Genomic DNA, 26,527 nt, shown 5'->3' on the forward strand with positions numbered 1-26,527 from the left:
AATCTTTCAATGGCAATTGTGTGAAAGCGCTGTTTTTGACGTGGTCCGCATGCAACGGAACCGTGTTGTAATCGGTCGATATACACGGGCGTCATCTGACGCGGCACCGCCGTCGGCGGTGATCAATGCGGGGGAGCAGTTATGGGTGAGCGCAGGGCATTGTTGATTCTGCATGGCAAGCAGGCCATGAACGACGAGGTGCGCGCGGCGGTAATGGGCTTGCGCGAGCGCGGCTGGCAGCTCGATGTTCGACTCACCTGGGAGGGGGGCGATGCCCAGCGCCTGGTGCACGAGGCGCTGGCGGCGGGGTACCCGCATCTGGTGGCCGGTGGTGGCGACGGTACCCTGCGCGATGTGGCAGAGGCGCTGGCCCAGGCCCGGGGTGATGCCAGCCTGGCGCTATTGCCGCTGGGTACCGCCAACGATTTCGCACGGGCTGCCGGTGTGCCGCTGGAGCCGGACCAGGCTCTGAACCTGCTGGAGTTGCCGGCGCGGGCGATCGACCTGGGCGAGGTGGGCGGGCAGGTGTTCCTCAACATGGCCACCGGCGGTTTCGGCAGCCAGGTCACGGCCAGCACTTCCGAGGACCTGAAGAAGGTGATCGGTGCCGCGGCCTATCTGTTCACCGGGCTGTCGCGTTTCAGCGAGCTGCGTGCGGCCTCGGTGGAGCTGCAAGGTCCGGATTTTCACTGGCAAGGTCAGTTGCTGGCCCTGGGAATCGGCAACGGCCGCCAGGCCGGCGGCGGGCATGTGCTGTGCCCGCAGGCGCAGGTGGACGACGGGCTGCTCGATATCAGCATCCTGCCGGCGCCGCAGGAGGTGGTCGGCACTTTGCGTGACCTGCTGAGCGAGGGCCTGGGGCTGGACAATCTGTTTGTTCGCGCGCGCCTGCCGTGGGTCGAGATCAAGAGCGCCGAAGGCCTGGACATCAACCTCGATGGCGAGCCGCTGCAAGGCGACAGCTGGCGCTTCAGTGCGCTGCCGGGGGCGCTGCGCGTGCACCTGCCCGCCGAGTCGCCGCTGCTCAGTCGTCCAGGCTGATGATCTGTTCGCGCACGGCGAACAGCACCAGGCCCGCCACGTCGTAGATCTGCAGGCGTTTCATGATCTGCGAGCGGTGGGTCTCGACGGTCTTGATGCTCAGGCCCAGGCCGTTGGCGATTTCACGGGTGGATTTGCCGCGCACGATCAGGCGCAGGATTTCCAGCTGGCGCGCCGTGAGGTTGTGGTTCTCGACGGCCTCGGGCTTGCTGCTCTGGGCGCGCAGTAACGCCTGGTTGATCACGGTATGCGCGATGGCCGGGCTCAGGTAGCGCTCGTCGCTGCGCAGCGCGGCCAGTGCCTGCTCCAGTTCGGTGGCGGTGGTGTCCTTGAGCAGGTAGCCATGGGCGCCGATTTCCAGTGCGCGCATGATCAGCTCGGGGTCGGTGTGCATCGACAGGATCAGCACCTTGCTGCGACAGCCAGCAGCCTTCAGGCGGCCCAGGGCCTCCAGGCCCCCGGTCGAGCGCATCGAGATGTCCAGCAGCACGATATCCGGGTCCAGGCGCTGCACCAGTTCGAGCAGCTGGCTGCCGTCGTTGGCCTCGCCGACCACGGCGTAGCCGGGTATGTCGGCGACCAGGGCGCGTACGCCGGCGCGAATCAGGGAGTGGTCATCCACCAGCAACAGATTACAGATCATGGGGTTTACTTGTATTGGCGCGTTCACGGGCACGCGGTGGCCAGGGGAACAGTACGTCGATGTGGGTGCCCTGGCCGGGATGGCTGTTCACGCTCAGCCGGCCATTGAGCAGGTTGACCCGTTCACTCATGCCGGCCATGCCGCGCTGGCCCTCCTCGCCGGGGGCGGCAGCAGGCGTGAAGCCCTGGCCGTCGTCGCTGATCGATAGCGCCAGGCCTTCGGGGGTGCGCTCGATGCGCACGCTCAGGTTGCGTGCCCGGGCGTGTCGCAGAATGTTGGTGACGGCTTCCTGGGTAATGCGAAAGGCAGCGATGGCCATGTCTTCCGGAATGCCACCCAGGCGCTGCCTGCACTCCAGGCTCCAGTGCACGTCGGTGTTTTCCAGGGTGCGCAGCAGGTGCGCGCGCAGGCTCGCTTCAAGCCCCAGGCTGGCCAGTTGGCGTGGGTTGAGGATCGCCGACACATCACGCACGTTGGCCAGGGTGTCGTCCAGGGTGCTGCGCAATGTGGCGCAGTGTTCCTGCAGGTCGGCCGGCATGCGCCGTTGCAGCCAGTCTGCCTGCAGCTTGGCGGCTGTCAGCAGTTGGCCGATATCGTCATGCAGTTCGCGGCTCAGACGCTGGCGTTCGCTCTCCTGTACCTCGAGCAGGCGGTGGGCCAGCTCCTGGGGGCGCATGGCGATCGAGCGCGCGGCCTGGCGCAATTGCCAGCCAATTCCGAGCAGGGCGGCCAGCTGCAGTGCCAGCAGGCTGCCGGGCATCGGTGCCGCACGCAGGTACAGGTACAGGTTGGCCGCCGCCGACACCAGGCACAGCAGGGCGCTCAGCCAATGCAGCAGAGAAGCGCCCGGAGGGCCGCGCTTGAGTGTCTTGAGGCTTGAGAGCATAGGGAATGAAGCCACTGAAGTATCGCTGTTGAAAGCCGGTCGAATATCGCCCAACAGGCGTTTGGGGCAACGCCTGGATTTAACTTTGTGCAGTTTTGCCAACACTGGAATCAGACGATTTCAAGTGTGCTGAAAACGCCAAACTTCAGCACCGTGCATTGTCGGTGTGCAATTTGCGTCGGGCATAGTATCACTTCGCTTGGAAATGGTCGCGGGGCGTGAAAGATGTCCGAACTGTCAGTTTTACGGGCTGGTACGGTCGTTCCGGATGGCGCAAAGTCTAGCACTTTGCTATCACTGGTGGCGATACAAAACTTGTCCTATATGCGCTGATATTGTTTTTGTATACAGCTGACAGAAACTCGCCGCCCACGCGTAAGTTAATGCTTAGTGTTGTGGGAAAGTGCTTTGAAATGATGTGCGGCGGGGAAATTTCCCACGCCGGTTAGTTGTGCAACTTCATGCGCCCAGGGCGGGTGCAGGGGCGGCGGGTGTGGCGGTCGCCTTGGCCGGTTCTGCGTGCAACTGCCGGAAGGTCTGTTCCAGTTCCTCCAGCAAGGACAGTTGCTCCTGGGGGTCCAGGTTCAATTGGCCGGTGTGCGGGTCGATCAGTTCAAGCTGCCAGGCCAGCAGGCTCAGGCAGGCTTTCAGCTTGGGCAGTGCAGCGTGAAGGCGCGCGCGGCATTGCTGCGGTTCGAGCACATGACAGAGTTGGCGACAGAAGTCGGCGATCTGCGTCTGGGCCTGCAGGTGGGCACGCTCGGCCAGTGTGCCGAGGGTGTTCAGCAGGCAGTCGCACGCGTCGGTATCGTGGCCGATCAGGTCAAGGTGCGACAGGCACTCCTGAGCGCGGGTCAGCAGTACGTGGGCATCGACCTGAAAGTCGTGTAGGGCGCTGATGTCCGCAGTGGTGTCGGACATCAGTCGTTTCCTGCCAGGCGCAGACTGCGGATGGGGGCTGAAACGCCCTGGAGCCGGTGTTTTGGCAAGACGCTAGCATTGGTTGTGGACAACAAGGCAGTAGCGAGCAAAAGCCTGACTCCATTCATGCAATGAGAATGGCGTCACATTAATGGCTAAAGGATATTGCGAACATCAGGTCTCGCCCGATTGTGGCTAGGGGTTTCCCTGATGGCATTGGCTTGGTGTGATCGCTGATGACCTGCCGCGACTGCAAAACTGTCAGCGCAGTAAACCATGATGCTAAAGTGACATCAATGCCCCCCGCAGCATTTTATTTTGGGGGGTCAAGCCAAGACGAACGCGGCCGATACACGGTTGATAATTCAATTTTTGCGACACGCCTGGGGGTTGTTTAATGGCTGGCATTCTCGACACGGTAGACCAAAGGACGCAGTTGGTAGGCGAGAACCGTCTGGAAATCCTCATGTTTCGCCTGGCCGGGCGCCAACTGTTCGCGATCAACGTGTTCAAGGTGCAGGAAGTGCTGCAGATGCCCAAGTTGACCCTGATGCCGCAACGCCATGCGTATGTGTGCGGCGTGGTCAACCTGCGTGGGCAGACCCTGCCGGTGATCGACCTGTCCCAGGCCATCGGCATGCGCCCACTGGAGCCGGGGCCCAACAGCACCATCATCGTCACCGAGTACAACCGTTCGGTGCAGGCGTTCCTGGTGGGAGGCGTGGACCGTATCGTCAACATGAACTGGGAGGCGATCATGCCGCCGCCCACCAGTGCCGGGCGTCAGCATTACCTGACGGCCATCAGCAAGGTCGACGAGCAACTGGTAGAAATCATCGACGTGGAGAAAGTACTGGCCGAAATCGTGCCGTACAACGCCAAGGTGTCCCGCGACAAGCTGGAAGACCCGGTACTGGCGCAGGCGCGAGGGCGGGAGGTGCTGCTGGTGGACGACTCCACCGTGGCCCTGGCGCAGTTGCGTGAAACCCTGAGCCAGCTGGGGGTGAAGATGCATGTGGCCAGCGATGGCCTCAAGGCACTCAACCTGCTCAAAGGCTGGGCGGATGCCGGTGAGGACGTGTGCTCGAAGTTGCTGATGGTCTTCACCGATGCCGAAATGCCGGAAATGGACGGCTACCGCCTGACCACCGAGATCCGCAACGATCCGCGCCTGCGCAGCCTGTACGTGGTGCTGCACACGTCCTTGTCGGGCAGCTTCAACGAATCGATGGTGAAGAAGGTCGGTTGTGACAACTTTTTGTCCAAGTTCCAGCCCGACAAGCTGGTGGATGTGGTGCGCCAGCGCCTGATGCTGGACGAAGCGACCGTCTGAGCCGGCACCAAGGGCCGGGCAGCGGTTGCCCGGCCCTCGGTGTAAGCTTGCGCCTTTATCATCCGGAGCCGGCCCATGCGTCTGAGCGCGTTGTATCGTTACCCACTCAAGTCGGCCCAGGCGCAAGCCCTGGGCCAGTCGCCGTGCGGCCTGCTTGGCTTGCTGGGTGACCGGCGCTGGATGCTGGTGGAGCAGGACAACGGACGTTTCCTGACCCAGCGCGCCTACCCGCAGATGAGCCAGTTATCGGCGCTGTACGACGCCGATGGCGGTCTGGTGCTCAGTGCCCCGGGTTTTGACCCCTTGCAGGTGGCGGTGCCGCAAGCGGACGCCAATCTGCGTGGGGCGACCATCTGGCGCGACACCCTGCGCGTACCGGATGCAGGCGATGCGGCGGCCGACTGGTTGAGCCGCTTCATCGGCAAGCCGGTGCGCCTGGTGCATGTGCCCGAGCCGCGTACCCGCTATCTGCCGGCCGGCTACGGTGAGAACAGCGACCGTGTGGCCTTCGCCGATGGTTTCCCCTTGCTGCTGATCGGCCAGGCGTCGCTCGACGACCTGGTACAGCGGGTTGGGCGCCCCTTGGAGATGCTGCGCTTTCGGCCCAATCTGGTGGTCGAGGGCAGTGCGGCATATGCCGAGGATGGCTGGAAGCGCATTCGCATTGGCCAGCAGACCTTTCGGGTGCTTTCCCCGTGCACGCGCTGCATCCTCACCACCCTCGACCCGCAGACCGGCGAGCGCAGCCCCGATCGCGAACCCTTGACCACGCTCAAGACCTATCGGCAGAAGGAGGGGGATGTGCTGTTCGGCCAGAACCTGGTGGCCGACGGCGAGGGCGTGCTGGAAGTGGGGATGGCGGTCGAGGTGCTGGAATAGCGACGGGCCGCTTCGCCAGCAAGGCTGGCCCCTGCACACGCACCGTCGCCTCCACAAGGTTGCGCTTCGACGTTGCCGGCGAAGCGCTGATCACCGCTTACTGATCGTCGAAAAACCGCTCGTGCCAATCCACCAGTGGCTGCGGTGAATTGAGTTTCTGCCCGTAGATCACCGAATACGACAGCACGTTCTGCACGTACTGGCGGGTCTCGTCGAACGGAATCGACTCCACCCATACGTCGAAGCTCAGGTGATCGGCGCCGCGCAGCCACTGGCGCACGCGTCCGGGGCCGGCGTTGTAGGCGGCCGAGGCCAGCACCCGGTTGCCGTTGAACTGGCCGTGCACCTGGCTCAGGTAGGCGGCGCCCAGCTGGATGTTCTTGTCCGGGTTCAGTACCTGCGCCGGCGAAGCCAGCGGGATGTTGAACTTGCGCGCCGTCTCCTTGGCGGTGGCCGGCATCAGTTGCATCAGGCCGCTGGCACCCACGTGGGAGCGGGCGTCGTCCATGAAGGCGCTTTCCTGGCGGGTGATCGCGAACACCCAGCTCGAGTGCAGGCCGCGTACCTTGGCTTCGCGTACCAGGGTGTCGCGGTGGGCCATCGGGAAGCGGATATCCAGGTCGTCCCAGTACTGGGCCTGGCTGATGGTGCGGATGGCCGGGAAGTACCAGCGCATTTCATAGGCCAGGCGCGCCTGGGCGACCATCTCGTCGCGGCTGAAATGACGGCTGACGTGGTACCACTCGCGGCGCCCGTCAACGATCTGGCCGCGGGCATGGAATTCCAGCGCGCGCCGCACGCCGGGGGTGTTGCGTACCTTGTTGATCAGTTGCTGGCTGAGCACCAGCGGCTTGTTGTTGAGCTGGTACGGGGTCTGTGCACGATCGGCGGCCAGGAACCCGTAGAAGTCGCGCTCTCGCGCTACCGTCTTGTACAGCAGTGGAATCTGCGGGTTCTTCGGCTGCGCCAGCTCCAGGCTGCGCGCCTGCCAGTAGCGCCAGCGGTTGGTGGTGGCCAGGTCCTGGGGCAGGCGTTTGGTCAGCTCGTAGGCATCTTCCCAGCGGCCCAGGCGCAGCAGCAGGCGCAGGCGCCATTCGGTCACGGTGTTGTCGCGCAGCTCGGGGTCGTACTGGGTCATCAGGCCCAGGGCGCGGGGGTCGTAGCGCCGTGCCAGGGTAAGGCCGATTTCGCGGGCGATCGCCACCTTCTCGTCGCGGGAGAAATGCATGCGATTGGCGTAGTCGTCGAGCAGCGCCATGGCCCGCTCCGGGTCCTGGCGCGCCAGGCGGCGCAGGCCCAGGCTGACCACGTCGGACATCGCTTCGTTGACCGGGGTGAAGCGCCCGGGGTTGTTGAGCAGTTCGGGCTTCTGCGCCACATCCACCAGCAGACGGCCTTGCGGGCCCAGGGTGTTCAGGCCTTTGATCAGGGTGTTGGCCAGGGCGTAGTTGCGCGCCTGGGCCGCGAGCTTGATGCGCTCCCAGCGCTTCTGTTCGGTCAGCTGGCCCTCGGCGGCCCAGCGGTCGAACAGCACGTCACAGGCCGCCGGCTGCGACTTGCCCACCAGCCACAGCTTGTCGGCGGTGGCGTAGCCCTCGGCGCGCAGGTTGTGGCTGAGCTGATACTGGCCGTTGAGGCAGTCGAGCTCGGTGAAGTTCAGCTTGGGGTCGTAGTACTTGACGAAGGGTTGCCAGTCGCCGCGCTCTGCCAGCCAGCGCAACCAGCGCAGTTTCATCCAGTTGGCCTGGGGCAGGTCGCCATGCTCGGCAAGAAACTTCTCGATCTCGGCGTTGCTGGCGCTCTTGAGGCGCGCCGTCAGTTCGTCGTAGGCCAGGTAGGGCTCCAGCGGATAATCACGCAGGGCCTGTTCGTAACGGCGGTAAGGGCCGCTGTCGCCCTTGGCCAGGGCACGCTTGGCTTCATCGTAGTACTGGCGTTGCTGGGTGAGGTCGGCGGCCTGGACGGTGCTGGCCGCGGTGGCGGAAAAAAGCAGACAGGATACGAGGCTGAGCAGGCTGCGGCGCATGATACTTCCGGACAGTTTGACCAAAACGAGTGTCGGCGGCGCCAGCACTGGTGGGATTACGTGCTTAAGCTTAGCCGTTTGCCGGGGGCGGAAGAAAGCATTGTGCTTGTATCGGCATGTAATGCAGGACTGCGGTCGGCACGCCGGTCGCGCTTAATGTGAAGCAGGCGCAACTCAGGTAGAATGCGCCCCCGGTTTTTGGAGAAGATCATGACCCTGCTCAAATTAAGCGATGTGTCCCTTGCGTTCGGCGCCATGCCGTTGCTGGACAAGGTGTCCTGGCAGATCGCCCGTGGTGAGCGGGTCTGCATCATCGGCCGCAACGGCACGGGCAAGTCGAGCATGCTGCGCCTGGTCAAGGGCGACCAGAAGCCCGACGAAGGCGATGTGTGGCGTGCCCCGGGCCTGAAGATCGGCGAGCTGCCGCAGGAACTGCCGGTGGCCGACGGGCGCACCGTGTTCGATGTGGTTGCCGAAGGCCTGGACGGTGTCGGTGCATTGCTCGCCGAGTATCACCACCTGAGCCAGAACATTCACACCGACGCCGACCTGGAAAAGCTCATGCACGTGCAGAGCGACCTTGAGGCGCGCGATGGCTGGCGCTTGCAGCAACTGGTCGACAGCACCCTGAGCCGCCTGCAGCTGCCGGCCGACAAGACCCTGGCCGAGCTGTCCGGTGGTTGGCGTCGGCGTGTGCTGCTGGCCCAGGCGCTGGTGTCCGAGCCCGACCTGCTGCTGCTCGACGAACCGACCAACCACCTGGACATCGGCGCCATCGCCTGGCTTGAAGATGCCCTGAGCGGTTTTGGCGGCGCCGTGCTGTTCATTACCCACGACCGTTCCTTCCTGCAGAACCTGGCCACGCGCATCCTCGAACTGGACCGTGGCGGGTTGATCGACTGGAACGGCGACTACGCCAGCTTCCTGGTGCACAAGGAAGCCGCGCTGGCTGCCGAAGAGACTGCCAACGCGCTGTTCGACAAGAAACTGGCCCAGGAAGAGGTGTGGATCCGCCAGGGCATCAAGGCCCGGCGTACCCGCAACGAAGGCCGCGTGCGCGCCCTGAAGGCACTGCGTGTGGAGCGCAGCGAGCGTCGCGAGCGCCAGGGCAAGGCCAACATCCTGCTCGACGTGGCGGAAAAGTCCGGCAAGCAGGTGATGGTGCTGGAAAACGTCAGCTTCGCACACCCCGATGGCCCTTACCTGGTCAAGGATTTCTCGATGGTCCTGCAGCGCGAGGACCGTATCGGCCTGCTGGGCGCCAACGGTACCGGCAAGACCACGCTGCTCAAGCTGATGCTGGGCGACCTGGAGCCAAGCTCGGGCAAGGTGGAGTCGGGCACGCGTCTCGAAGTGGCCTACTTCGACCAGTTGCGCCATCAGCTTGACCTGGAAAAGACCGTGATCGAGAACATGGCCGAAGGCCGTGACTTCATCGAGATCGATGGGCAGAACCGTCACGTACTGAGCTACCTGGGCGACTTCCTGTTCAGCCCCCAGCGTGCACGCACGCCGGTCAAGGCGTTGTCCGGTGGCGAGCGTGCGCGCCTGCTGCTGGCCAAGCTGTTCAGCAAGCCGGCCAACCTGCTGGTGCTCGACGAGCCGACCAACGACCTGGACGTGGAAACCCTGGAGCTGCTCGAAGAGGTGCTGGCGGGCTTCAAGGGCACCGTGCTGATGGTCAGTCACGACCGGGCGTTCCTCGACAACGTGGTCACCAGCACCCTGGTGTTCGAAGGCGAGGGCAAGGTGCGTGAGTACGTGGGCGGCTATCAGGATTGGATTCGCCAGGGCGGTTCGCCCAAGCTGCTCGGCGTGACCGAAAGCAAGTCGGGCAAGTCCGAGCTCAACAGTGCGGTGGTCGAGGCCGTTGCACCCGAGCCTGCGGCAGCGCCGGTGGTCAATGAAGGCAAGAAGAAGCTCAGCTACAAGCTGCAGCGCGAGCTGGAGGCTCTGCCGGGGCAAATCGATGCCCTGGAGCAGAAGATGGCTGCGGTGCAGGCGGAGATTTCCGATGCAGGCTTCTATCAGCGGCCAATCGACCAGACCACCGCCGTGCTGGCCAGCCTCGAGAAGCTGCAGGGCGAGCTGGACACACTGGTGGAGCGTTGGGCCGAGCTCGACAGCTGATATGAAGAAGGCCCGCTATGTCCAACAGCGGGCCTTCTGGTATCAGTCGGCCTTCTTCTGCAGGCGTACCGCCAGCACATCGCACGGTGCGCCGTGCAGCACGTCATTGGCGGTGGAGCCCAGCAGCAGCGCCAGGCCGTGGCGGCCATGGCTGCCGACCACGATCAGGTCGCACTTCTGGTCCTTGGCCAACTGGTGAATCTCCTGGCGAGGCTGGCCGTAGGTCAGGTGGGAATCGCCGCGGTTGATCTCCGGATACTTGTTGAACAGGCGGTCCATGCGCTCCTTGGCCTGGTCGAACTGTTGCTGCTGCAGTTGCGACAGGTCCATCGGCACGTCGCCGCCGAAGGCCATGGCCATGGGCTCGACGATATGTACCAGGGAAACCTTGGTGCCGTTGGGCGTGGCCAGCTCGCGAGCGCGCTTGATCACCGGGTCGCATTCTTCGGTCAGGTCGACGGCGACCAGAATGTGTTCGTAGGGCATGAGGGCTCTCCTGACAATCGCGATAGTTAAAGTATGGTCGGTTTCAGGCTGATCGCATCGATGTCGGCTAACCAGCTCATTTGCAAAGTCTTTATAGGAATAACAGATATGACGTTCTGGGTAGTAGTGTCAATCCTTGCGCTGATGCTCAGCCCCATGGTCTGGCTGTTGCCCTCGCGTCGCACCAGCGGGCGCATGGCCCTGCGCCTGGAGGCGCGGCGCATGGGGCTGGCCATGCAGCTTACCCCGCAAACCTGGCCGCACTGGCTGCCCGAAGAGCCGCCGCACACCTGCGCGCAGTATCATTGTGCGCGCCGTCGCGGGCATGCCGACAGCTGGAGCTACTGGCAGGTGACACCAGGGGTGTGGCTCAACCAGTGGCGCGAGCCCTGCGAGGATGCGCGCGTGCTCGAGCACCTGTCGCGCCTGCCGGCGAGTGTCTACAAGGTCGAGGCCAACCCGCAGATGATCGCGTTGTGCTGGGGAGAGAAGGGGGATGCCGCAGCGTTGCAGGACATTGCCCGGTTGCTCAAGGCGCTGGCGTGACCCGTGAGTCGTGTGATTGACCGCCAGGGCCTGCCCCATGGCGGGGCCGGCAACTGAATAAAAAAAAGGCCAGGCAGGCCGGAAACTTCTTCTATGCCCTCAGTGTAGCTGCGCTTTATCACTTCGCCGCCTCTCTCGTGTGTATCCATGGCCGATCACCTGCATGAATGATGGCCAATCACCTACAGGCTGAACCCGCACCCCTTCGCTCAAAATGACCGTAAAGTCGCGTTTTGCTCGTGCTTTTGGGTATTTGACAACGGCAGGCTTTTCGGTGAATGTGTCCGTACCCAAATCAAACGGGCGTATGAATTGAGCGTTTGTATGTCACATGACGCTCGCAGAATCCCGACTATCGCGCTGACGGGTGTGCCTGGTGCCGAATTTCGTGCCAGCGTTCGGCGTGTACAGTTCAGCTTCCATATCGTGGAGATCAGTTGATGATTTACGAAGGTAAAGCCATCACGGTTAAGGCTCTTGAAAGCGGCATCGTCGAACTGAAGTTCGACCTCAAGGGTGAGTCCGTCAACAAGTTCAACCGTCTTACCCTGAATGAATTGCGTCAGGCCGTAGACACCATCAAGGCAGATGCGTCGATCAAAGGTGTGATCGTCAGCAGCGGCAAGGACGTGTTCATTGTCGGCGCCGACATCACCGAATTCGTCGACAACTTCAAGCTGCCGGATGCGGAGCTGGTTGCAGGCAACCTCGAAGCCAACAGAATCTTCAGCGATTTCGAAGATCTCGATGTACCGACCGTTGCCGCCATCAACGGCATCGCGCTGGGCGGCGGCCTGGAAATGTGCCTGGCGGCCGACTTCCGCGTCATGTCGACCAAAGCCAAGATCGGCCTGCCTGAAGTCAAGCTGGGTATCTACCCGGGCTTCGGCGGTACCGTACGCCTGCCGCGCCTGATCGGCGCCGACAATGCCATCGAATGGATTGCCGCCGGCAAGGAGAACCGCCCTGAAGACGCACTGAAAGTCGGTGCCGTCGATGCAGTGGTGGTCCCGGAGAAACTTCAGGAAGCTGCCCTGGAACTGATCAAGCGCGCCATCAGCGGCGAGCTCGACCACAAGGCCAAGCGCCAGCCGAAGCTGGAAAAGCTCAAGCTCAACGCCATCGAGCAGATGATGGCCTTCGAGACCGCCAAGGGTTTTGTGGCAGGTCAGGCAGGCCCGAACTATCCGGCGCCGGTCGAAGCCATCAAGACCATTCAGAAAGCCGCCAACTTCGGGCGTGACAAAGCGCTGGAAGTCGAAGCCGCCGGCTTCGTCAAACTGGCCAAGACCTCGGCAGCCCAGAGCCTGATCGGCCTGTTCCTGAACGATCAGGAACTGAAGAAAAAGGCCAAGGCCTACGACGAGATCGCCCAGGACGTGAAGCAGGCCGCCGTACTCGGTGCCGGCATCATGGGTGGCGGCATCGCCTATCAGTCGGCCTCCAAAGGCACGCCGATCCTGATGAAGGACATCAACGAGCACGGTATCGAGCAGGGCCTGGCCGAAGCCGCCAAGCTGCTGGTCAGCCGCGTCGACAAGGGTCGCATGACCGCCGCGAAAATGGCTGAAGTGCTCAACGGCATCCGTCCGACCCTGTCCTACGGCGACTTCGGTCACGTGGACCTGGTGGTGGAAGCCGTGGTCGAAAACCCCAAGGTCAAGCAGGCCGTGCTGGCCGAGGTCGAAGACCAGGTCAAGGCGGACACCATCCTGGCTTCCAACACCTCGACCATTTCCATCAGCCTGCTGGCCAAGGCCCTCAAGCGTCCGGAAAATTTCGTCGGCATGCACTTCTTCAACCCGGTGCACATGATGCCGCTAGTGGAAGTGATCCGTGGCGAGAAGTCCAGCGAACTGGCGGTGGCCACTACCGTTGCCTACGCCAAGAAGATGGGCAAGAACCCGATCGTGGTCAACGACTGCCCGGGCTTTCTGGTCAACCGCGTGCTGTTCCCGTACTTCGGCGGTTTCGCCAAGCTGGTGAGCGCCGGTGTGGACTTCGTGCGCATCGACAAGATCATGGAAAAATTCGGCTGGCCGATGGGCCCGGCGTACCTGATGGACGTGGTCGGCATCGACACCGGCCACCACGGCCGCGACGTGATGGCCGAGGGCTTCCCGGACCGCATGAAGGATGACCGTCGTTCGGCCATCGACGTGCTCTACGAAGCCAAGCGCCTGGGCCAGAAGAACGGCAAGGGTTTCTATGCCTACGAGGCCGACAAGCGCGGCAAGCAGAAGAAGGTTGCCGACCCGTCGGTGCTCGAAGTGCTCAAGCCGATCGTCTACGAGCAGCGTGAAGTCAGCGACGAGGACATCATCAACTGGATGATGATCCCGCTGTGCCTGGAGACCGTGCGCTGCCTGGAAGACGGCATCGTCGAGACGGCGGCCGAGGCCGACATGGGCCTGGTCTACGGCATCGGTTTCCCTCCGTTCCGTGGCGGTGCACTGCGCTACATCGATTCGATCGGTGTGGCTGCGTTCGTTGCCCTGGCTGACCAGTACGCCGACCTGGGCGCGCTGTACCACCCCACCGAGAAGCTGCGCGAGATGGCCAAGAACGGCCAGAGCTTCTTCGGTTAAGCGCCCAACGACTAGAGCGAGAATATTGTATGAGCTTGAATCCAAGAGACGTCGTGATCGTCGACTTCGGTCGTACGCCGATGGGCCGCTCCAAGGGCGGCATGCACCGCAACATCCGCGCCGAAGACATGTCGGCGCACCTGATCAGCAAGCTGCTGGAGCGCAACGTCAAGGTCGACCCGAGTGAAGTCGAGGACGTGATCTGGGGCTGCGTGAACCAGACCCTGGAGCAGGGCTGGAACATCGCGCGCATGGCTTCGCTGATGACCCAGATTCCGCACACTGCGGCCGGCCAGACTGTCAGCCGCCTGTGCGGTTCGTCGATGAGCGCGCTGCACACGGCCGCCCAGGCGATCATGACCGGCAACGGCGATGTGTTCGTGGTCGGCGGTGTCGAGCACATGGGCCACGTGAGCATGATGCACGGCGTGGACCCCAACCCGCACATGTCGCTGTATGCGGCCAAGGCCTCGGGCATGATGGGCCTGACCGCCGAGATGCTGGGCAAGATGCATGGCATCAGCCGTGAGCAGCAGGACGCCTTCGGTCTGCGTTCGCACCAGCTCGCCCACAAGGCGACGGTCGAAGGCAAGTTCAAGGACGAAATCATCCCGATGCAGGGCTATGACGAGAACGGCTTCCTCAAGGTCTTCGACTACGACGAAACCATTCGCCCGGACACTACCCTGGAAAGCCTGGCGGCGTTGAAGCCGGCGTTCAACCCCAAGGGCGGCACCGTGACAGCGGGTACCTCCTCGCAGATCACCGACGGCGCCTCGTGCATGATCGTGATGTCGGCCCAGCGTGCCCAGGACCTGGGCATCCAGCCGCTGGCGGTGATCCGCTCGATGGCGGTGGCCGGCGTGGACCCTGCGATCATGGGCTACGGCCCGGTGCCGGCGACCCAGAAAGCCCTCAAGCGTGCGGGCCTGAGCATTGCCGATATCGACTTCTTCGAGCTCAACGAAGCCTTCGCTGCACAGGCCCTGCCGGTGCTCAAGGATCTGAAAGTGCTCGACAAGATGGATGAGAAGGTTAACCTGCACGGCGGCGCAATCGCCCTGGGTCACCCTTTCGGTTGCTCCGGTGCGCGGATTTCCGGCACTCTGCTCAATGTCATGAAGCAGAATGGCGGTACCCTGGGTGTTTCGACCATGTGCGTCGGCCTTGGTCAGGGGATCACCACCGTCTTCGAACGCATCTAAGCGTTTCGTTGTCGGAAGCCGGGGCCTTGTGCCCCGGTTTTTTGCTTTTTGCAGATTTTTTTTCAAGAGGGTTGGCAGCATGCAGATACAACCAGGCGTATACCGGCATTACAAAGGGCCTGAGTATCGTGTATTCGGTGCCGCGCGCCATTCCGAGACCGAGGAGTGGGTGGTGTTCTACCAGGCCCTGTACGGCGATTTCGGCCTGTGGGTACGCCCGCTTTCGATGTTCACCGAGTCGGTCGAGGTTGACGGCGAGCACGTGCCGCGCTTTGCTTTGGTCGAGGCCGAGCCCGAGCTGTTTTCGCGTGCCGATGCGCAAGTGGGCTAACCTTCGGCGCTTGACCTCACTCTGTTGCCACTATATATAGCGGTGCCACGTCAGGTACCTGCCGTGTTTTTATTTTCGTTATTCAGGAATTTTCCGATCCATGGGCAAATCGCTGGTCATTGTGGAATCCCCGGCTAAGGCCAAGACCATCAACAAGTACCTGGGCAACCAGTACGTGGTGAAGTCGAGTATCGGCCATATCCGAGACCTGCCCACCAGCGGTTCCGCCAGCAAGGAGCCTGCTGCCAAGCGCGGCAAGGCTGCTGCCGGCGAGGCACCCGCGCTGTCGCCGAAAGAAAAGGCGCGCAAGCAACTGGTGGCGCGCATGGGCGTCGACCCGGACCACGGCTGGAAGGCCAAGTACGAGATCCTTCCGGGCAAGGAAAAGGTCATCGAGGAGTTGCGCCGCCTGGCCAAGGATGCCGACACCATCTATCTCGCAACCGACTTGGATCGCGAGGGGGAAGCCATTGCCTGGCACCTGCGCGAAGCCATCGGTGGGGATGACAGCCGCTACAAGCGCGTGGTGTTCAACGAAATCACCAAGAAGGCCATCCAGGAGGCCTTCTCCCAGCCGGGCGAGCTGGACATCGACCGTGTCAATGCACAGCAGGCGCGTCGCTTCCTCGACCGCGTGGTGGGCTACATGGTCTCGCCACTGCTGTGGCAGAAGATCGCCCGTGGCCTGTCGGCCGGCCGGGTGCAGTCGGTGGCCGTGAAGCTGGTGGTGGAGCGCGAGCGCGAGATTCGCGCATTCATCCCCGAAGAGTACTGGGAAGTGCACGCCGACCTGGGTACTGCCAAGGACGCCAAGGTGCGCTTCGAGGTGGCTCGCCAGAACGGCGAGGCCTTCAAGCCGCTCAACGAAGCTCAGGCGATGGCCGCGCTGGAGAAGCTCAAGGCTTCCAGCTACACCATTGCCAAGCGTGAAGACCGCCCGACCAGCAGCAAGCCCTCGGCGCCGTTCATCACCTCGACCCTGCAGCAGGCGGCGAGCAATCGCCTCGGCTTCGGCGTGAAGAAGACCATGATGATGGCCCAGCGCCTGTACGAAGCCGGCTACATCACCTACATGCGTACCGACTCGACCAACCTGTCGGTCGATGCGGTGGAAATGGCGCGCAGCTACATCGAAAGCGAGTTCGGCAAGAAGTACCTGCCAGAAGCGCCGATCGTCTACGGCAGCAAGGAAGGCGCACAGGAAGCGCACGAAGCGATCCGACCTTCGGACGTGGCCACGCACCCGACCAAGCTCAGCGGCATGGAGCGTGATGCCGAGCGTCTGTACGAGCTGATCTGGCGCCAGTTCCTGGCCTGCCAGATGCCGCCGGCGCAGTACCTGTCGACCACCGTCAGCGTCACGGCGGGCGAGTTCGAGTTGCGTGCCAAGGGCCGTATCCTCAAGTTCGACGGTTACACCCGTGTGTTGCCGCAGCAGAGCAAGCCGGGCGACGACGATGTACTGCCGGAAATGAACCAGGGCGAAGTGCTCAAGCTCATCAAGCTCGACCCGAGCCAGCACTTCACCAAGCCGCCGGCACGTTTCTCGGAAGCGAGCCTGGTCAAGGAAATGGAAAAACGCGGTATCGGTCGCCCATCGACCTACGCGGCGATCATCTCCACCATCCAGGACCGTGGCTATGTGACCCTGCACAATCGCCGCTTCTACTCCGAGAAGATGGGCGACATCGTGACCGAGCGTCTGTCCGAGAGCTTTTCCAACCTGATGGACTACGGCTTCACCGCCGGCATGGAAGAGAACCTCGACGATGTGGCCCAGGGCGAGCGCGACTGGAAAAACGTGCTGGACGAGTTCTATGGCGACTTCAGCAAGAAGCTGCAACTGGCTGAAGATGCCGAAAAGGGCATGCGTGCCAACCAGCCGACCCCGACCAACATTGCCTGCAAGGAATGCGGCAGGCACATGATGATCCGCACAGCCTCCACGGGTGTGTTCCTCGGTTGCTCGGGCTACAGCCTGCCGCCCAAAGAGCGTTGCAAGGCCACCGTGAACCTGGTGCCAGGTGACGAGATTGCCGCCGACGACGAGGGCGAGTCCGAGTCGCGCGTGCTGTTGGGCAAGCACCGCTGCCCGATCTGCGCCACGGCGATGGACGCCTACCTGCTCGACGAGAAACACAAGCTGCACATCTGCGGCAACAACCCCGATTGCACGGGCTACGAGATCGAGGAAGGCAGCTACCGCATCAAGGGCTACGAGGGCCCGAGCCTTGAGTGTGACAAGTGCGGCAGCGAGATGCAGCTCAAGACCGGTCGTTTCGGCAAGTTCTTCGGCTGTACCAACCCGGAGTGCAAGAACACCCGCAAGCTACTCAAGAGCGGCGAGGCGGCGCCGCCGAAGATGGACGCGGTGAAGATGCCCGAGCTCAAGTGCGAGAAGGTCAACGACACCTATGTGTTGCGTGACGGGGCTTCGGGCCTGTTCCTGGCCGCCAGCCAGTTCCCGAAGAACCGCGAGACCCGCGCCCCCCTGGTGATGGAGATCGTGCCGCACAAGGACGAGATCGATCCGAAGTATCACTTCCTCTGTGAAGCGCCGAAGAAGGACCCGGACGGTCGCCCGACGGTGATCCGCTACAGCCGCAAGACCAAGGAGCAGTATGTGCAGACCGAGGTCGACGGCAAGCCGACCGGCTGGCGAGCATTCTATGACGGCAAGGCGTGGAAGGTGGAAGACAAGCGCTAAGCGATAGAATCGGCTACTAGAGGCTGCATCTGGTGATCCTGGACGCAGCCTTTTTTTTAGTCAGGTCAGCGAACGGTTGTGAGGTTTGATCGGGACGTTTCTCCGCCAGGGCTGTACACCATCGAGCAGAGGCAAGCAGATGAGTCAGGAAATGTTGGAAGCAGGGCCGCAGTCGGCCAGAATCCTGTCGGTGTTCGATTTCGATGGCACGCTGACCCGCCGTGACAGCTTTGTACCTTTTTTGAGGTTCGCTTTCGGCAACGGCTTTTTTGCTCGCCGCATGCTGCGGATGATCTGGCCAAGCCTGCGCTATATGGGGCGGCGGATCAGCCGCGATGAACTCAAGGCCCAGTTGATCCAGACGTTTCTTGCGGGTGTGAAAGAGCAATGGGTCGCGCAGAAGGCGGTGGCGTTCAAGTCGCAGGCGTGGGCCCGGCTGATGCGCCCGCAGGGCGTGATTTCGGTGAAACAGGAACTGGCCTCTGGTGCCGAGGTGACGATCTGTTCGGCATCGCCGGCGCTGGTGCTCAAGCCCTTTGCCGAACAGTTGGGCATCAAGCTGATCGGCACCGAGCTGGAGGTGATCGATGGCGTGCTGACCGGCAGGATCAGTGGAGACAACTGCCGCTGCGAAGCCAAGGTTCTGCGCCTGGAGGCGGTTTACGGGGTGCTGACGCAGTACCGCATGCGCGCCTGGGGCGACACGCGGGGCGACCATGAGCTGCTGGCCGCGGCTCAGGACGCACACTGGCGGCACTTTCATCCCGCGTGGCAGCGTGGCCGCCTGCGCATCGAAAAGATCTACGGCCCGGTCACCCCGGCCACGCCGAAAGACTCGGCTGCAACCACGGTTGGCGGTTTGCCGCGCAACGATGACCGCAAGGGCGGTTGAGCCTCACGCCTGCGGTGATTCAGCTTGCGTGCCTGCGATCCATCACAGAAACTGAGCCCCCGCCTCACACTCCCTCGGAGCGCGCCTCGATGGCCCAGGAACTCTATACCCGTACCAACCAGAAGATCTATTTCGCCGGTCTGGCCCTGGAGGCACTGGGCAAGGCGCAGGACAGTCGCGCCATGAACGCCCAGGCGCAGACCCAGGCCGAGCGGGAGTCTGCGCTGTTTCACCTGTATGGTGCGCTGTTGGGGCTGTGTCATGAGGTCGGTGGCTATTATCGCTTGCCCCAGGCCGGCGCGCTGCGTGCCGAGCAACTGCTGAGCCGTGAAGTACTGGCGACCATCGCCATTCCCGAGCTGGCTGAACTGGTCGAACTTGCCGAGCAGCCTGAAACCTGGCTGGCGCAACTGCTCAGGGCTTATGCCGATTTGTTCCGACCACCTGTCGCGAGCAAGGCGCCCAAAGGTGATGTGACCCAACCGTTGATTCAGGCCGTGAGCCTGGATGAACCCGAGGCGCCAGCGCTGTCGCGCGAAGAACTGGAGAGCTGGCGGCAGAATCTCAAACGCCTCGTGGTGCGTTTTCGCGAAGGTCTGAGTGAGTGCTGATCCTGCCAGTGGCTGGTACAATGCCGGCCTTTCCTGGAGAACAGTCTTTTATGCCCACGTCCTTTCTAGAAATTGTAGAGTTGCCTGACGGTCGCATCGAGTTGCGCCGCGCCGAGGACGAGGGGTCGTTGGTAACCCTGGATTTTTCGGAAGATGCCAAGGCGTTCCTGCAGGGCCAACACGTCGAGGTGGCCAAGGCCATGCTCAGCGTTGGTGTGCAGATGGCCGGCAAGTTGGTTGAAGGCGAGATCGAACAGGAACATGCAGGCCCACGGGTTCTGCACTGACCGTCAGTATCCGGCTTCCTCGTCCTGAGGAAGCCTGCTGCATACCCTTCGAGCGTTCAGCGAGTATCAGCCCAGGCGGATATTCAGGCTTTGTGCGTCACCCGCACGGGCAGCATTGGTCAGTTGCAGGCGGGCGCCGTTGCTGACCGGATTGAACCAGGTGACCACCGTATGGCTGCGCCCAAGGCGCAGGGCGTCACAGGCCAGTTGCAGCGCACTCTGGTTGCCGCGAGGCTGCAGCAGCAGTATGCGTTCGCGGTTGAGCCCTGCGTCCCTCAGCCAGGCCTGGGTAAGGCTACCGGGTGGGGCGATCAGGGTAAGCCAGCGGGCGTCATGCTCTTCACTCAGTTCGCTCAGGTCGCGTAGCACCGGTGCCAGCAGGCTTTGGCAGTGCTCCAGCGCGCCACGCAAGGACAGCTCGCTGAATGCCTGCGGCTTGTTGCTTTGCCGGGCGGGCTGCCTGGTTTTGACCCGCGGCAGTACCGGCTGGGCCAGGAATGCTTCGAACAAGGGCAACTGTGCTTGCTGTGGTACGTGGGGGAACTGCATGACGCCTCCTTATTAGCGGCGGATAACGCCGACGCTCAAGCCCTCGATGACCAGGTCCTGCTCTTTCAGGTTGACTTCGATAGGGGCGAATTCGGGGTTCTCGGCGATCAGCCAGACCTTGTTGCCTTCCCGTTTGAAGCGCTTGACCGTGACTTCGTCACCCAGGCGGGCTACGACGATCTGACCATTGCGCGCTTCGCGGCAGGTGTGTACGGCCAGCAGGTCGCCGTCGACGATGCCGACGTCCTTCATGCTCATGCCGTGCACGCGCAGCAGGTAGTCGGCGCGGGGGTGGAAGAAGGCCGGGTTGATGGCGCAGGATTCCTCGATGTGCTGCTGGGCGAGGATAGGGGCACCCGCGGCCACGCGGCCAATGATGGGCAGGGCGTTTTCATCGGGCTTGCTCTCGAGCCCCGGAATGCGGATGCCGCGCGAGGCACCAGGGGTCATCTCGATTGCACCCTTGCGGGCCAGTGCCTTCAGATGCTCTTCGGCGGCGTTGGGGGATTTGAACCCCAGTTCCTGGGCGATTTCCGCGCGGGTGGGCGGGAAGCCGTTGTCTTCGAGGCAGCGCTTGATGAAAGCCAGAATCTCAGCTTGGCGTGGCGTCAGTTTTAGCATGTCGATCGCTCTGTCTTTTTATACAGTGACTGGGATTATATACAGTGATAGCGGCAAGCTACAAGCGGCAAGCTCCAAGCGTGCCCGCAGTTGCCTGCCGCTTCCGGCTTGTGGCTTGTCGCTGCCTTCAATACCATGACCGGCCGGGCACAAAACGCCCGTGCGTACTTGACAGAACCCTGCCTTGAAACGTATGTTTCAAACAAGTGTTTGTCTCGCGGAGTAGTCATGGCCCAGTCGGAAACCGTTGAACGCATTCTCGATGCTGCCGAGCAGCTGTTCGCGGAAAAAGGTTTTGCCGAAACCTCATTGCGGCTGATCACCAGCAAGGCCGGCGTCAACCTGGCGGCGGTGAACTACCATTTCGGTTCGAAGAAGGCGCTGATCCAGGCGGTCTTCTCGCGTTTTCTAGGGCCGTTCTGCCAGAGCCTGGAGCGTGAGCTCGAGCGGCGCCAGGCGCGCCCCGAGCACAAGCCCAGCCTTGAAGAACTGCTGGAGATGCTGGTCGAGCAGGCGCTGGTGGTGCAGCCGCGCAGCGGCAATGACCTGTCGATCTTCATGCGCCTGCTGGGCCTGGCCTTCAGCCAGAGCCAGGGCCACCTGCGTCGTTACCTCGAAGACATGTACGGCAAGGTGTTCCGCCGCTACATGCTGCTGGTCAACGAGGCCGCGCCACAGATTCCTCCCCTTGAACTGTTCTGGCGCGTGCATTTCATGCTCGGCGCTGCAGCGTTCAGCATGTCGGGCATCAAGGCCCTGCGCGCGATTGCCGAGACCGATTTCGGGGTCAATACCTCGATCGAGCAGGTCATGCGCCTGATGGTGCCGTTCCTGGCCGCCGGCATGCGTGCCGACAGCGGGGTCACGGACGAGGCGATGGCGGCGGCGCAGTTGCGTCCGCGCAGCAAGACCAGCCACGCCCCGGTACCGGCAAAGGCCTGATTCCCCGGCTGGGCGGCACAGCCGGCTTCGGCTAAGCTAGCGCCCATGCCTATTCTCGATTTGCTGCACATTTCCATCGCCGACCAGTGCCTTTATGGGTTCGCCCAGGGGCGACTGGCGGTGCGTCTTGCGGTGTCCACCGCACTCAATGGCCCGGGCGAGCACAACGGCTCCGGTTGTACACCGCGCGGGCTGCATCAGGTGCGTGCGAAGATCGGCGCGGGCTTGCCCCAGGGCGCGGTGCTGCGCGGGCGTCGCTGGACCGGCGAGGTCTGGACGCCCGACCTGCACGCGCAGTTCCCTGGGCGCGACTGGATTCTCTCGCGCATTCTCTGGCTCAGCGGCCGCGAGCCGGGGCGCAACCGCCTCGGGCCGGTGGATACGTTCCGCCGCTATATCTACCTGCACGGCACGCCCGACAGCGAACCCATGGGTGTGCCGTTGTCCCACGGCTGCATACGCCTGCGCAACGCCGACCTGGTAGCGCTGTTCGACCGGGTGCCTGTGCATTGCCCGGTACAGATCGAAGAAGCCGCCTGCCCCCAGTGGGCGAGCGCGCCCCTCAACTGAAGGATCATTTATGAGTACCCGCCTGCAAGGCTCCCTGATGGTCGACGTGGCCGGCACCTGGCTGACTGCCGAAGACCGCCACCTGCTGCGTCAGCCCGAAGTGGCCGGCCTGATCATCTTTGCCCGCAACATCGAATGCCCGCGCCAGGTGCGCGAACTGAGTGCGTCGATTCGTGCCGTGCGCCCGGACCTGATCCTGGCCGTGGACCAGGAGGGTGGTCGCGTACAGCGCCTGCGCCAGGGCTTCGTGCGCTTGCCCGCGATGCGTGCGATTGCCGACAACCCCAATGCCGAGCGCCTGGCCGAACACTGCGGCTGGCTGATGGCAACCGAAGTGCTGGCGGTAGGGCTCGACTTGAGCTTTGCCCCGGTGCTGGACCTTGACCACCAGCGCAGCGCGGTGGTTGGCAGTCGCGCCTTCGAGGGTGACCCGCAGCGCGCCACCTTGCTTGCCGGTGCCTTCATTCGCGGCATGAACGCGGCGGGCATGGCGGCCTGCGGCAAGCACTTCCCGGGGCATGGCTGGGCCGAGGCGGATTCGCATGTGGCGATACCCACCGACGAGCGCAGCCTGGAGCAGATCCGCGCAGCCGACCTGGTGCCGTTCACGCGCCTGAGCGGGCAGTTGGCGGCGGTGATGCCGGCGCACGTGATCTATCCACAGGTCGATAACCAGCCGGCCGGCTTCTCGCGGCGCTGGTTGCAGGAGATTCTGCGTGGCGAGCTGGGCTTTGACGGGGTGATCTTCAGCGATGACCTGTCGATGGCCGGTGCGCATGTGGTGGGGGACGCCGCCAGCCGTATCGAGGCGGCGCTGAGTGCCGGTTGCGACATGGGCCTGGTGTGCAATGATCGGGCGGCTGCCGAGCTTGCGTTGTCGGCGGCGCAGCGGTTGAGGGTGAGGCCGTCGCCGCGGATCGCGCAGATGCGCGGGCAGGGTTTTGCGCGTACCGATTACCGCCAGCAGCCCCGCTGGCTGGAGGCGCTTGGCGCGCTGAAAGATGCACAACTGATCGACTGAGGTCCTGCGCCGGCAAGGCTGGCTCCTGCAGGTGCTGCGATACCTGTAGGAGCCGGCCTTGCCGGCGAAAGGCTCAACTAATTTTCGCGGCCTGCCGCTTCCCGGGCAACGGCGCAAACAGCGCATCAATGTCTTCATCCGCCAGCTTCCAGTCCCCCGCCTGACGCCCCTCCAGCAAGCCTGCAGCCAGCGCTGCCTTCTCCTGTTGCAACTTCTGGATCTTCTCTTCCACCGTCCCCCGTGTAATCAGCTTGTAGACGAACACCGGCTTGTCCTGGCCGATGCGGTAGGCGCGGTCGGTGGCCTGGTTTTCGGTGGCCGGGTTCCACCACGGGTCATAGTGGATCACCGTGTCGGCCGCGGTGAGGTTGAGGCCGGTGCCGCCCGCTTTGAGGCTGATCAGAAACAGTGGCGTCTGCAGGCTCTGGAACTGCTGCACCGGGGTGCGCCGGTCGCGGGTTTCACCGGTCAGCAGGCTGTAGCGGACGCCACGCTTGTGCAGCTCCTGCTCGATCAGTTCGAGCATCGAGGTGAACTGCGAGAACAGCAGGATGCGTCGCCCTTCGCTGAGCAGTTCGTCGAGCATCTGCATCAGGCTGCCCAGCTTGCCCTTGTCCGAATGGGTGGTTCTTGGCGCAATGCTTTTGACCAGGCGCAGATCGCAGCACACCTGACGCAGCTTGAGCAACGCATCCAGAATCACGATCTGGCTGCGTGCCGCGCCGTTGCGGGTGATTTCCTCGCGGACCTTCCTGTCCATCGCCACCCGCACCGTTTCGTAGGTGTCGCGCTGCGCGTCGCTCAGCTCCACCCAATGCACGATCTCGGTCTTGGCCGGCAGTTCGCGGGCCACCTGTTCCTTGGTGCGGCGCAGCAGGAATGGCTTGATGCGCGCGGCAAGATGCGCCATGCGCTCGACGTCGCCATGGCGTTCGACAGGGGTGCGGTAATCGCGGCTGAAGGCCTTGCTGTCGCCCAGCCAGCCGGGTAGCAGGAAGTGGAAGATCGACCACAGTTCGCCCAGGTTGTTTTCCATCGGTGTGCCGGTCAGGCACAGGCGCTGGTTGGCCTGGATCTCGCGCGCCGCTTCGGCGGCCTTGCTGTTGGCGTTCTTGATGTTCTGCGCTTCATCCAGAATCAGCAGGTGCCAGGGCTGCGCGGTGAAGTGAGCCAGGTCGCGGGGCAGCAGGGCGTAGGTGGTCAGTACCAGGTCGTACTGGTCAAGGTCGGCGAAGTGTCGGGTGCGGCCGGGGCCATGCAGGGCCAGCACGCGCAGCTGCGGGGTGAAGTGCTGCGCCTCGTCGAGCCAGTTGGGGATCAGGCTGGTCGGCATCACGGCCAGGGCAGGGCGCTGCAGGCGCCCCGCGTTCTTTTCGGTGAGCAGGTGCGCCAGGGTCTGCAGGGTCTTGCCCAGGCCCATGTCGTCGCCCAGGATCCCGCCGACCTCCAGTTCGCGCAGGGTCTGCAACCAGTTCAGGCCTTCGAGCTGGTAGGGTCGCAGCGTGGCGTTCAGGCCCTCGGGGGCGGTGATGTCGGTACGCCTGGACTCGCGCAGGCGGCGGGCAAAGTCGCGTACCCGGTCGCCGCCGCGCCAGGTCAGCGCCATGTCGTCGATGCTGCTCAGGCGCGCGGCATCCGGCGCTGCCAGGCGCAGCGAAGGCCCGCTGTCATTGCCCAGGTACAGCTCGCCCAGGGTGGCCATCAGCGGCTTGATGCGTGCGTAGGGCAAGGCCACGCGCAGCGCCGGGCTGTCATGGCGGGCGCGGTTCAGGTCGATCAGCAGGTGCTCGTCGTCGCTGCGCCGGGCCAGTTCGCTGGGGCGCAGCAGTTCGGGGTTGCTGCGCAGCAGGTGCAGCACGATCGGCAGCAGGCTGTGGCGCTGGCCGTTGACCACGATGCCCAGCTCCAGGTCGAACCATTCGCGCCCCGGCGCTTCCTCGACATCGGCGTACCAGTCGTCGATGTCATGCAGGTTGAAGGCGAAGTCGGGCCTCACTTCCACCTCCCAGCCGGCTGCACGCAGGGTATCGATGCCGGTGCGGGCGAACTGCAGCCAGGCCTGGTCGTCGGCCATCTGCAGCATTTCGCCGGCGCTGTCGGGCAATGCCTTGCTCTGGCGCGTGGCAACGCTGAAGCCCATTTTCTTCAAGGTCTGGCGCAGCGCCTTTTCGGCGTCTGGCTGACGCTGGATACGCTGGCGGACGTTGCCGTCGATACGGATGACTTCGCTGCTGCTCTTGTCGCTGGTGCGCTGCCCGTCATAGGTGAACGCCAGTGCCGCACGGTGTTGCAACTGGCGCTGCATCTTGCCGGTCTTGGGCATGTAGGCGGTGAATTCGTAGCTGCCCAGGGTGAGGTGCGCAACAGCCGGTACATTTTCGATGACCTGGTTCTGGTAGGTCGCCGTGGCTGGAGGCGGCGGAAAGTCGTTGGCCGTCAGCCGCTCCGTCAGGGTGTACAGCGCCGCTGCGCAATGCTTGCAGTTCTGGCGGACAGGGCAGCTGCAGGTGGCGATCAGGAGGGGGTGAACGTCGCCTTCGATCAGCAGGGTCTGCCGGTAGAGGTTGCCGCCGGACCCGTGGCACAGGGTGGTCGCGCCCTTGTCGTCGACCGAAACGAGCCTGACGCGCTTGTTGTCTGCATAGTCAAGCCCTCGGGTGAGGGTCTTGGGGCCGAATTGTTCGCGCCAGAGCTTGCTCTTGAGCGCGCGCTGCAGTGTGGTCGACATGGCTCTACTGTTCCATCATCTCCGCTTCAGCAGGAGAGGTGGTGCGTGTGCCGGCGGCGATCACTTTGAACAGGACCGCCAGGTGCCCGCCATCGAGGAAGGTCAGTTCGTTGTTCTTCACCGTGCTGTTGACCTGCCTGAGCTGTTCGCTCTGGATCACGCTGCCATTGCCATCGAGCTGGTTGACCCAGAAGTTGGCCTGCACTTCGATGAAACGGCCCTGCCTGAGGCTGACATTGCCTTCGACCGGGAAGTGGCCGAACTGCTCCTGGCCCTCGCTGATGGCAACCCGCGACGGTTCGCTGCCTACCTGCTGCTGCCAGGCCTTGTGCAGCAGCACGGTGTAGTTGCTGTCGGCGGCCAGCTTTTCGGCCTGTGCGGTCAGCACCGGCTTGCGCACGTCGTAGTCGCTGGGGGCCTTGGCGCCCTGGCGCCAGTCTTCCGGGGCGAACTGGCTGGTGATCGCGGGCACCGCATTCTGGCGCAGCAGGAACATCTCGACCTGGTACTGGCTGTCGGCAAAGGCGGCCGGCGCAATCAGCGCCAGCAGCAGGGTCAAGCTACGAATTGCACGCATGGATCAT

General features: G+C 63.3%; 24 protein-coding genes. 15 read left to right on the forward strand and 9 right to left on the reverse strand.

Annotated elements, in window-relative coordinates:
• Positions 1-141: 141 nt before the first annotated feature.
• On the forward strand, positions 142-1,041 hold the full coding sequence (gene yegS / locus DN388_RS07625) for a lipid kinase YegS (RefSeq protein WP_043864580.1): 900 nt from the start codon (positions 142-144) through the stop codon (positions 1,039-1,041).
• Here yegS and DN388_RS07630 read toward each other — a convergent pair.
• From DN388_RS07630 to DN388_RS07640, 3 genes are all read right to left on the reverse strand, one after another.
• Complete coding sequence (locus DN388_RS07630) at positions 1,025-1,684, reverse strand: response regulator transcription factor (protein ID WP_043864579.1); 660 nt, start codon at positions 1,682-1,684, stop codon at positions 1,025-1,027. The two genes, yegS and DN388_RS07630, sit on opposite strands and share 17 nt — an antisense overlap.
• Positions 1,674-2,570: a sensor histidine kinase gene (locus DN388_RS07635; RefSeq protein ID WP_116055043.1), complete on the reverse strand. Its 897-nt coding sequence runs from the start codon at positions 2,568-2,570 to the stop codon at positions 1,674-1,676. Before DN388_RS07635 ends, DN388_RS07630 begins: the two co-directional genes overlap by 11 nt.
• Before the next feature lie 459 nt (positions 2,571-3,029).
• Entirely contained in the window at positions 3,030-3,491 is a 462-nt protein-coding gene (locus DN388_RS07640; RefSeq protein ID WP_254998364.1) for a histidine kinase, read from the reverse strand.
• Between the two features lie 397 nt (positions 3,492-3,888).
• On the opposite strand from DN388_RS07640, the gene DN388_RS07645 reads away from it, so the two are divergent.
• Both DN388_RS07645 and DN388_RS07650 read left to right on the forward strand, forming a co-directional pair.
• Positions 3,889-4,824, forward strand: a complete 936-nt coding sequence (locus DN388_RS07645) for a chemotaxis protein CheV (protein WP_043864576.1) — start codon at positions 3,889-3,891, stop codon at positions 4,822-4,824.
• 75 nt (positions 4,825-4,899) lie between these two features.
• A complete protein-coding gene (locus DN388_RS07650; RefSeq protein ID WP_196932507.1) occupies positions 4,900-5,703 on the forward strand; it encodes an MOSC domain-containing protein in 804 nt (267 codons plus the stop codon).
• Between the two features lie 97 nt (positions 5,704-5,800).
• Here DN388_RS07650 and DN388_RS07655 read toward each other — a convergent pair whose 3' ends face one another.
• Positions 5,801-7,729: a transglycosylase SLT domain-containing protein gene (locus DN388_RS07655; RefSeq protein WP_043864574.1), complete on the reverse strand. Its 1,929-nt coding sequence runs from the start codon at positions 7,727-7,729 to the stop codon at positions 5,801-5,803.
• Positions 7,730-7,939: 210 nt separating this feature from the next.
• On the opposite strand from DN388_RS07655, the gene DN388_RS07660 reads away from it, so the two are divergent.
• On the forward strand, positions 7,940-9,859 hold the full coding sequence (locus DN388_RS07660) for an ATP-binding cassette domain-containing protein (protein ID WP_043864573.1): 1,920 nt from the start codon (positions 7,940-7,942) through the stop codon (positions 9,857-9,859).
• Positions 9,860-9,901: 42 nt separating this feature from the next.
• Here DN388_RS07660 and DN388_RS07665 read toward each other — a convergent pair whose 3' ends face one another.
• On the reverse strand, positions 9,902-10,345 hold the full coding sequence (locus tag DN388_RS07665; RefSeq protein ID WP_043864572.1) for a universal stress protein: 444 nt from the start codon (positions 10,343-10,345) through the stop codon (positions 9,902-9,904).
• A gap of 108 nt (positions 10,346-10,453) precedes the next feature.
• Here DN388_RS07665 and DN388_RS07670 point away from each other — a divergent pair, with 108 nt between their 5' ends.
• The 8 genes from DN388_RS07670 (at position 10,454) to DN388_RS07705 (ending at position 19,512) form a co-directional block, all read left to right on the forward strand.
• On the forward strand, positions 10,454-10,891 hold the full coding sequence (locus DN388_RS07670) for a hypothetical protein (RefSeq protein ID WP_043864571.1): 438 nt from the start codon (positions 10,454-10,456) through the stop codon (positions 10,889-10,891).
• A gap of 440 nt (positions 10,892-11,331) precedes the next feature.
• Entirely contained in the window at positions 11,332-13,479 is a 2,148-nt protein-coding gene (fadB, locus tag DN388_RS07675; RefSeq protein WP_043864570.1) for a fatty acid oxidation complex subunit alpha FadB, read from the forward strand.
• Positions 13,480-13,508: 29 nt separating this feature from the next.
• On the forward strand, positions 13,509-14,684 hold the full coding sequence (fadA, locus tag DN388_RS07680; protein WP_254998373.1) for an acetyl-CoA C-acyltransferase FadA: 1,176 nt from the start codon (positions 13,509-13,511) through the stop codon (positions 14,682-14,684).
• Between the two features lie 79 nt (positions 14,685-14,763).
• Entirely contained in the window at positions 14,764-15,015 is a 252-nt protein-coding gene (locus DN388_RS07685) for a DUF1653 domain-containing protein (RefSeq protein ID WP_054916193.1), read from the forward strand.
• 100 nt (positions 15,016-15,115) lie between these two features.
• Positions 15,116-17,722: a type I DNA topoisomerase gene (gene topA / locus DN388_RS07690; RefSeq protein WP_043864567.1), complete on the forward strand. Its 2,607-nt coding sequence runs from the start codon at positions 15,116-15,118 to the stop codon at positions 17,720-17,722.
• Between the two features lie 139 nt (positions 17,723-17,861).
• On the forward strand, positions 17,862-18,614 hold the full coding sequence (locus DN388_RS07695; RefSeq protein ID WP_123752342.1) for an HAD-IB family hydrolase: 753 nt from the start codon (positions 17,862-17,864) through the stop codon (positions 18,612-18,614).
• Positions 18,615-18,703: 89 nt separating this feature from the next.
• Positions 18,704-19,225 (forward strand): DUF6586 family protein, encoded by a 522-nt coding sequence (locus tag DN388_RS07700; RefSeq protein WP_123752343.1) that lies wholly within the window; start codon positions 18,704-18,706, stop codon positions 19,223-19,225.
• A 50-nt stretch (positions 19,226-19,275) separates the two neighbouring features.
• Positions 19,276-19,512, forward strand: coding sequence for a hypothetical protein (locus tag DN388_RS07705; RefSeq protein WP_043864565.1), 237 nt, complete (start codon positions 19,276-19,278; stop codon positions 19,510-19,512).
• 66 nt (positions 19,513-19,578) lie between these two features.
• Here DN388_RS07705 and sulA read toward each other — a convergent pair whose 3' ends face one another.
• Positions 19,579-20,061, reverse strand: coding sequence for an SOS-induced cell division inhibitor SulA (gene sulA, locus DN388_RS07710; protein ID WP_054916190.1), 483 nt, complete (start codon positions 20,059-20,061; stop codon positions 19,579-19,581).
• Positions 20,062-20,073: 12 nt separating this feature from the next.
• Complete coding sequence (gene lexA, locus DN388_RS07715) at positions 20,074-20,682, reverse strand: transcriptional repressor LexA (RefSeq protein WP_043864563.1); 609 nt, start codon at positions 20,680-20,682, stop codon at positions 20,074-20,076.
• A gap of 228 nt (positions 20,683-20,910) precedes the next feature.
• Between lexA and DN388_RS07720 the strand changes: the two genes are divergently transcribed.
• From DN388_RS07720 to nagZ, 3 genes are read left to right on the forward strand one after another with little or no spacing between them, the layout of a single operon-like run.
• Positions 20,911-21,624: a TetR/AcrR family transcriptional regulator gene (locus DN388_RS07720; RefSeq protein WP_043864562.1), complete on the forward strand. Its 714-nt coding sequence runs from the start codon at positions 20,911-20,913 to the stop codon at positions 21,622-21,624.
• A 45-nt stretch (positions 21,625-21,669) separates the two neighbouring features.
• Complete coding sequence (locus DN388_RS07725) at positions 21,670-22,194, forward strand: L,D-transpeptidase (RefSeq protein WP_177333000.1); 525 nt, start codon at positions 21,670-21,672, stop codon at positions 22,192-22,194.
• 22 nt (positions 22,195-22,216) lie between these two features.
• Positions 22,217-23,215 (forward strand): beta-N-acetylhexosaminidase, encoded by a 999-nt coding sequence (nagZ, locus tag DN388_RS07730; RefSeq protein ID WP_173925092.1) that lies wholly within the window; start codon positions 22,217-22,219, stop codon positions 23,213-23,215.
• A gap of 73 nt (positions 23,216-23,288) precedes the next feature.
• Here nagZ and DN388_RS07735 read toward each other — a convergent pair whose 3' ends face one another.
• Positions 23,289-25,943, reverse strand: coding sequence for a DEAD/DEAH box helicase (locus DN388_RS07735; RefSeq protein ID WP_254998382.1), 2,655 nt, complete (start codon positions 25,941-25,943; stop codon positions 23,289-23,291).
• A gap of 4 nt (positions 25,944-25,947) precedes the next feature.
• Positions 25,948-26,520: a CsiV family protein gene (locus DN388_RS07740; protein WP_043864559.1), complete on the reverse strand. Its 573-nt coding sequence runs from the start codon at positions 26,518-26,520 to the stop codon at positions 25,948-25,950.
• Between the last annotated feature and the right edge of the window lie 7 nt (positions 26,521-26,527).

This window comes from Pseudomonas sp. S12(2018) (assembly GCF_024355235.1).
Taxonomy (GTDB): Bacteria; Pseudomonadota; Gammaproteobacteria; order Pseudomonadales; family Pseudomonadaceae; genus Aquipseudomonas; species Aquipseudomonas palmensis.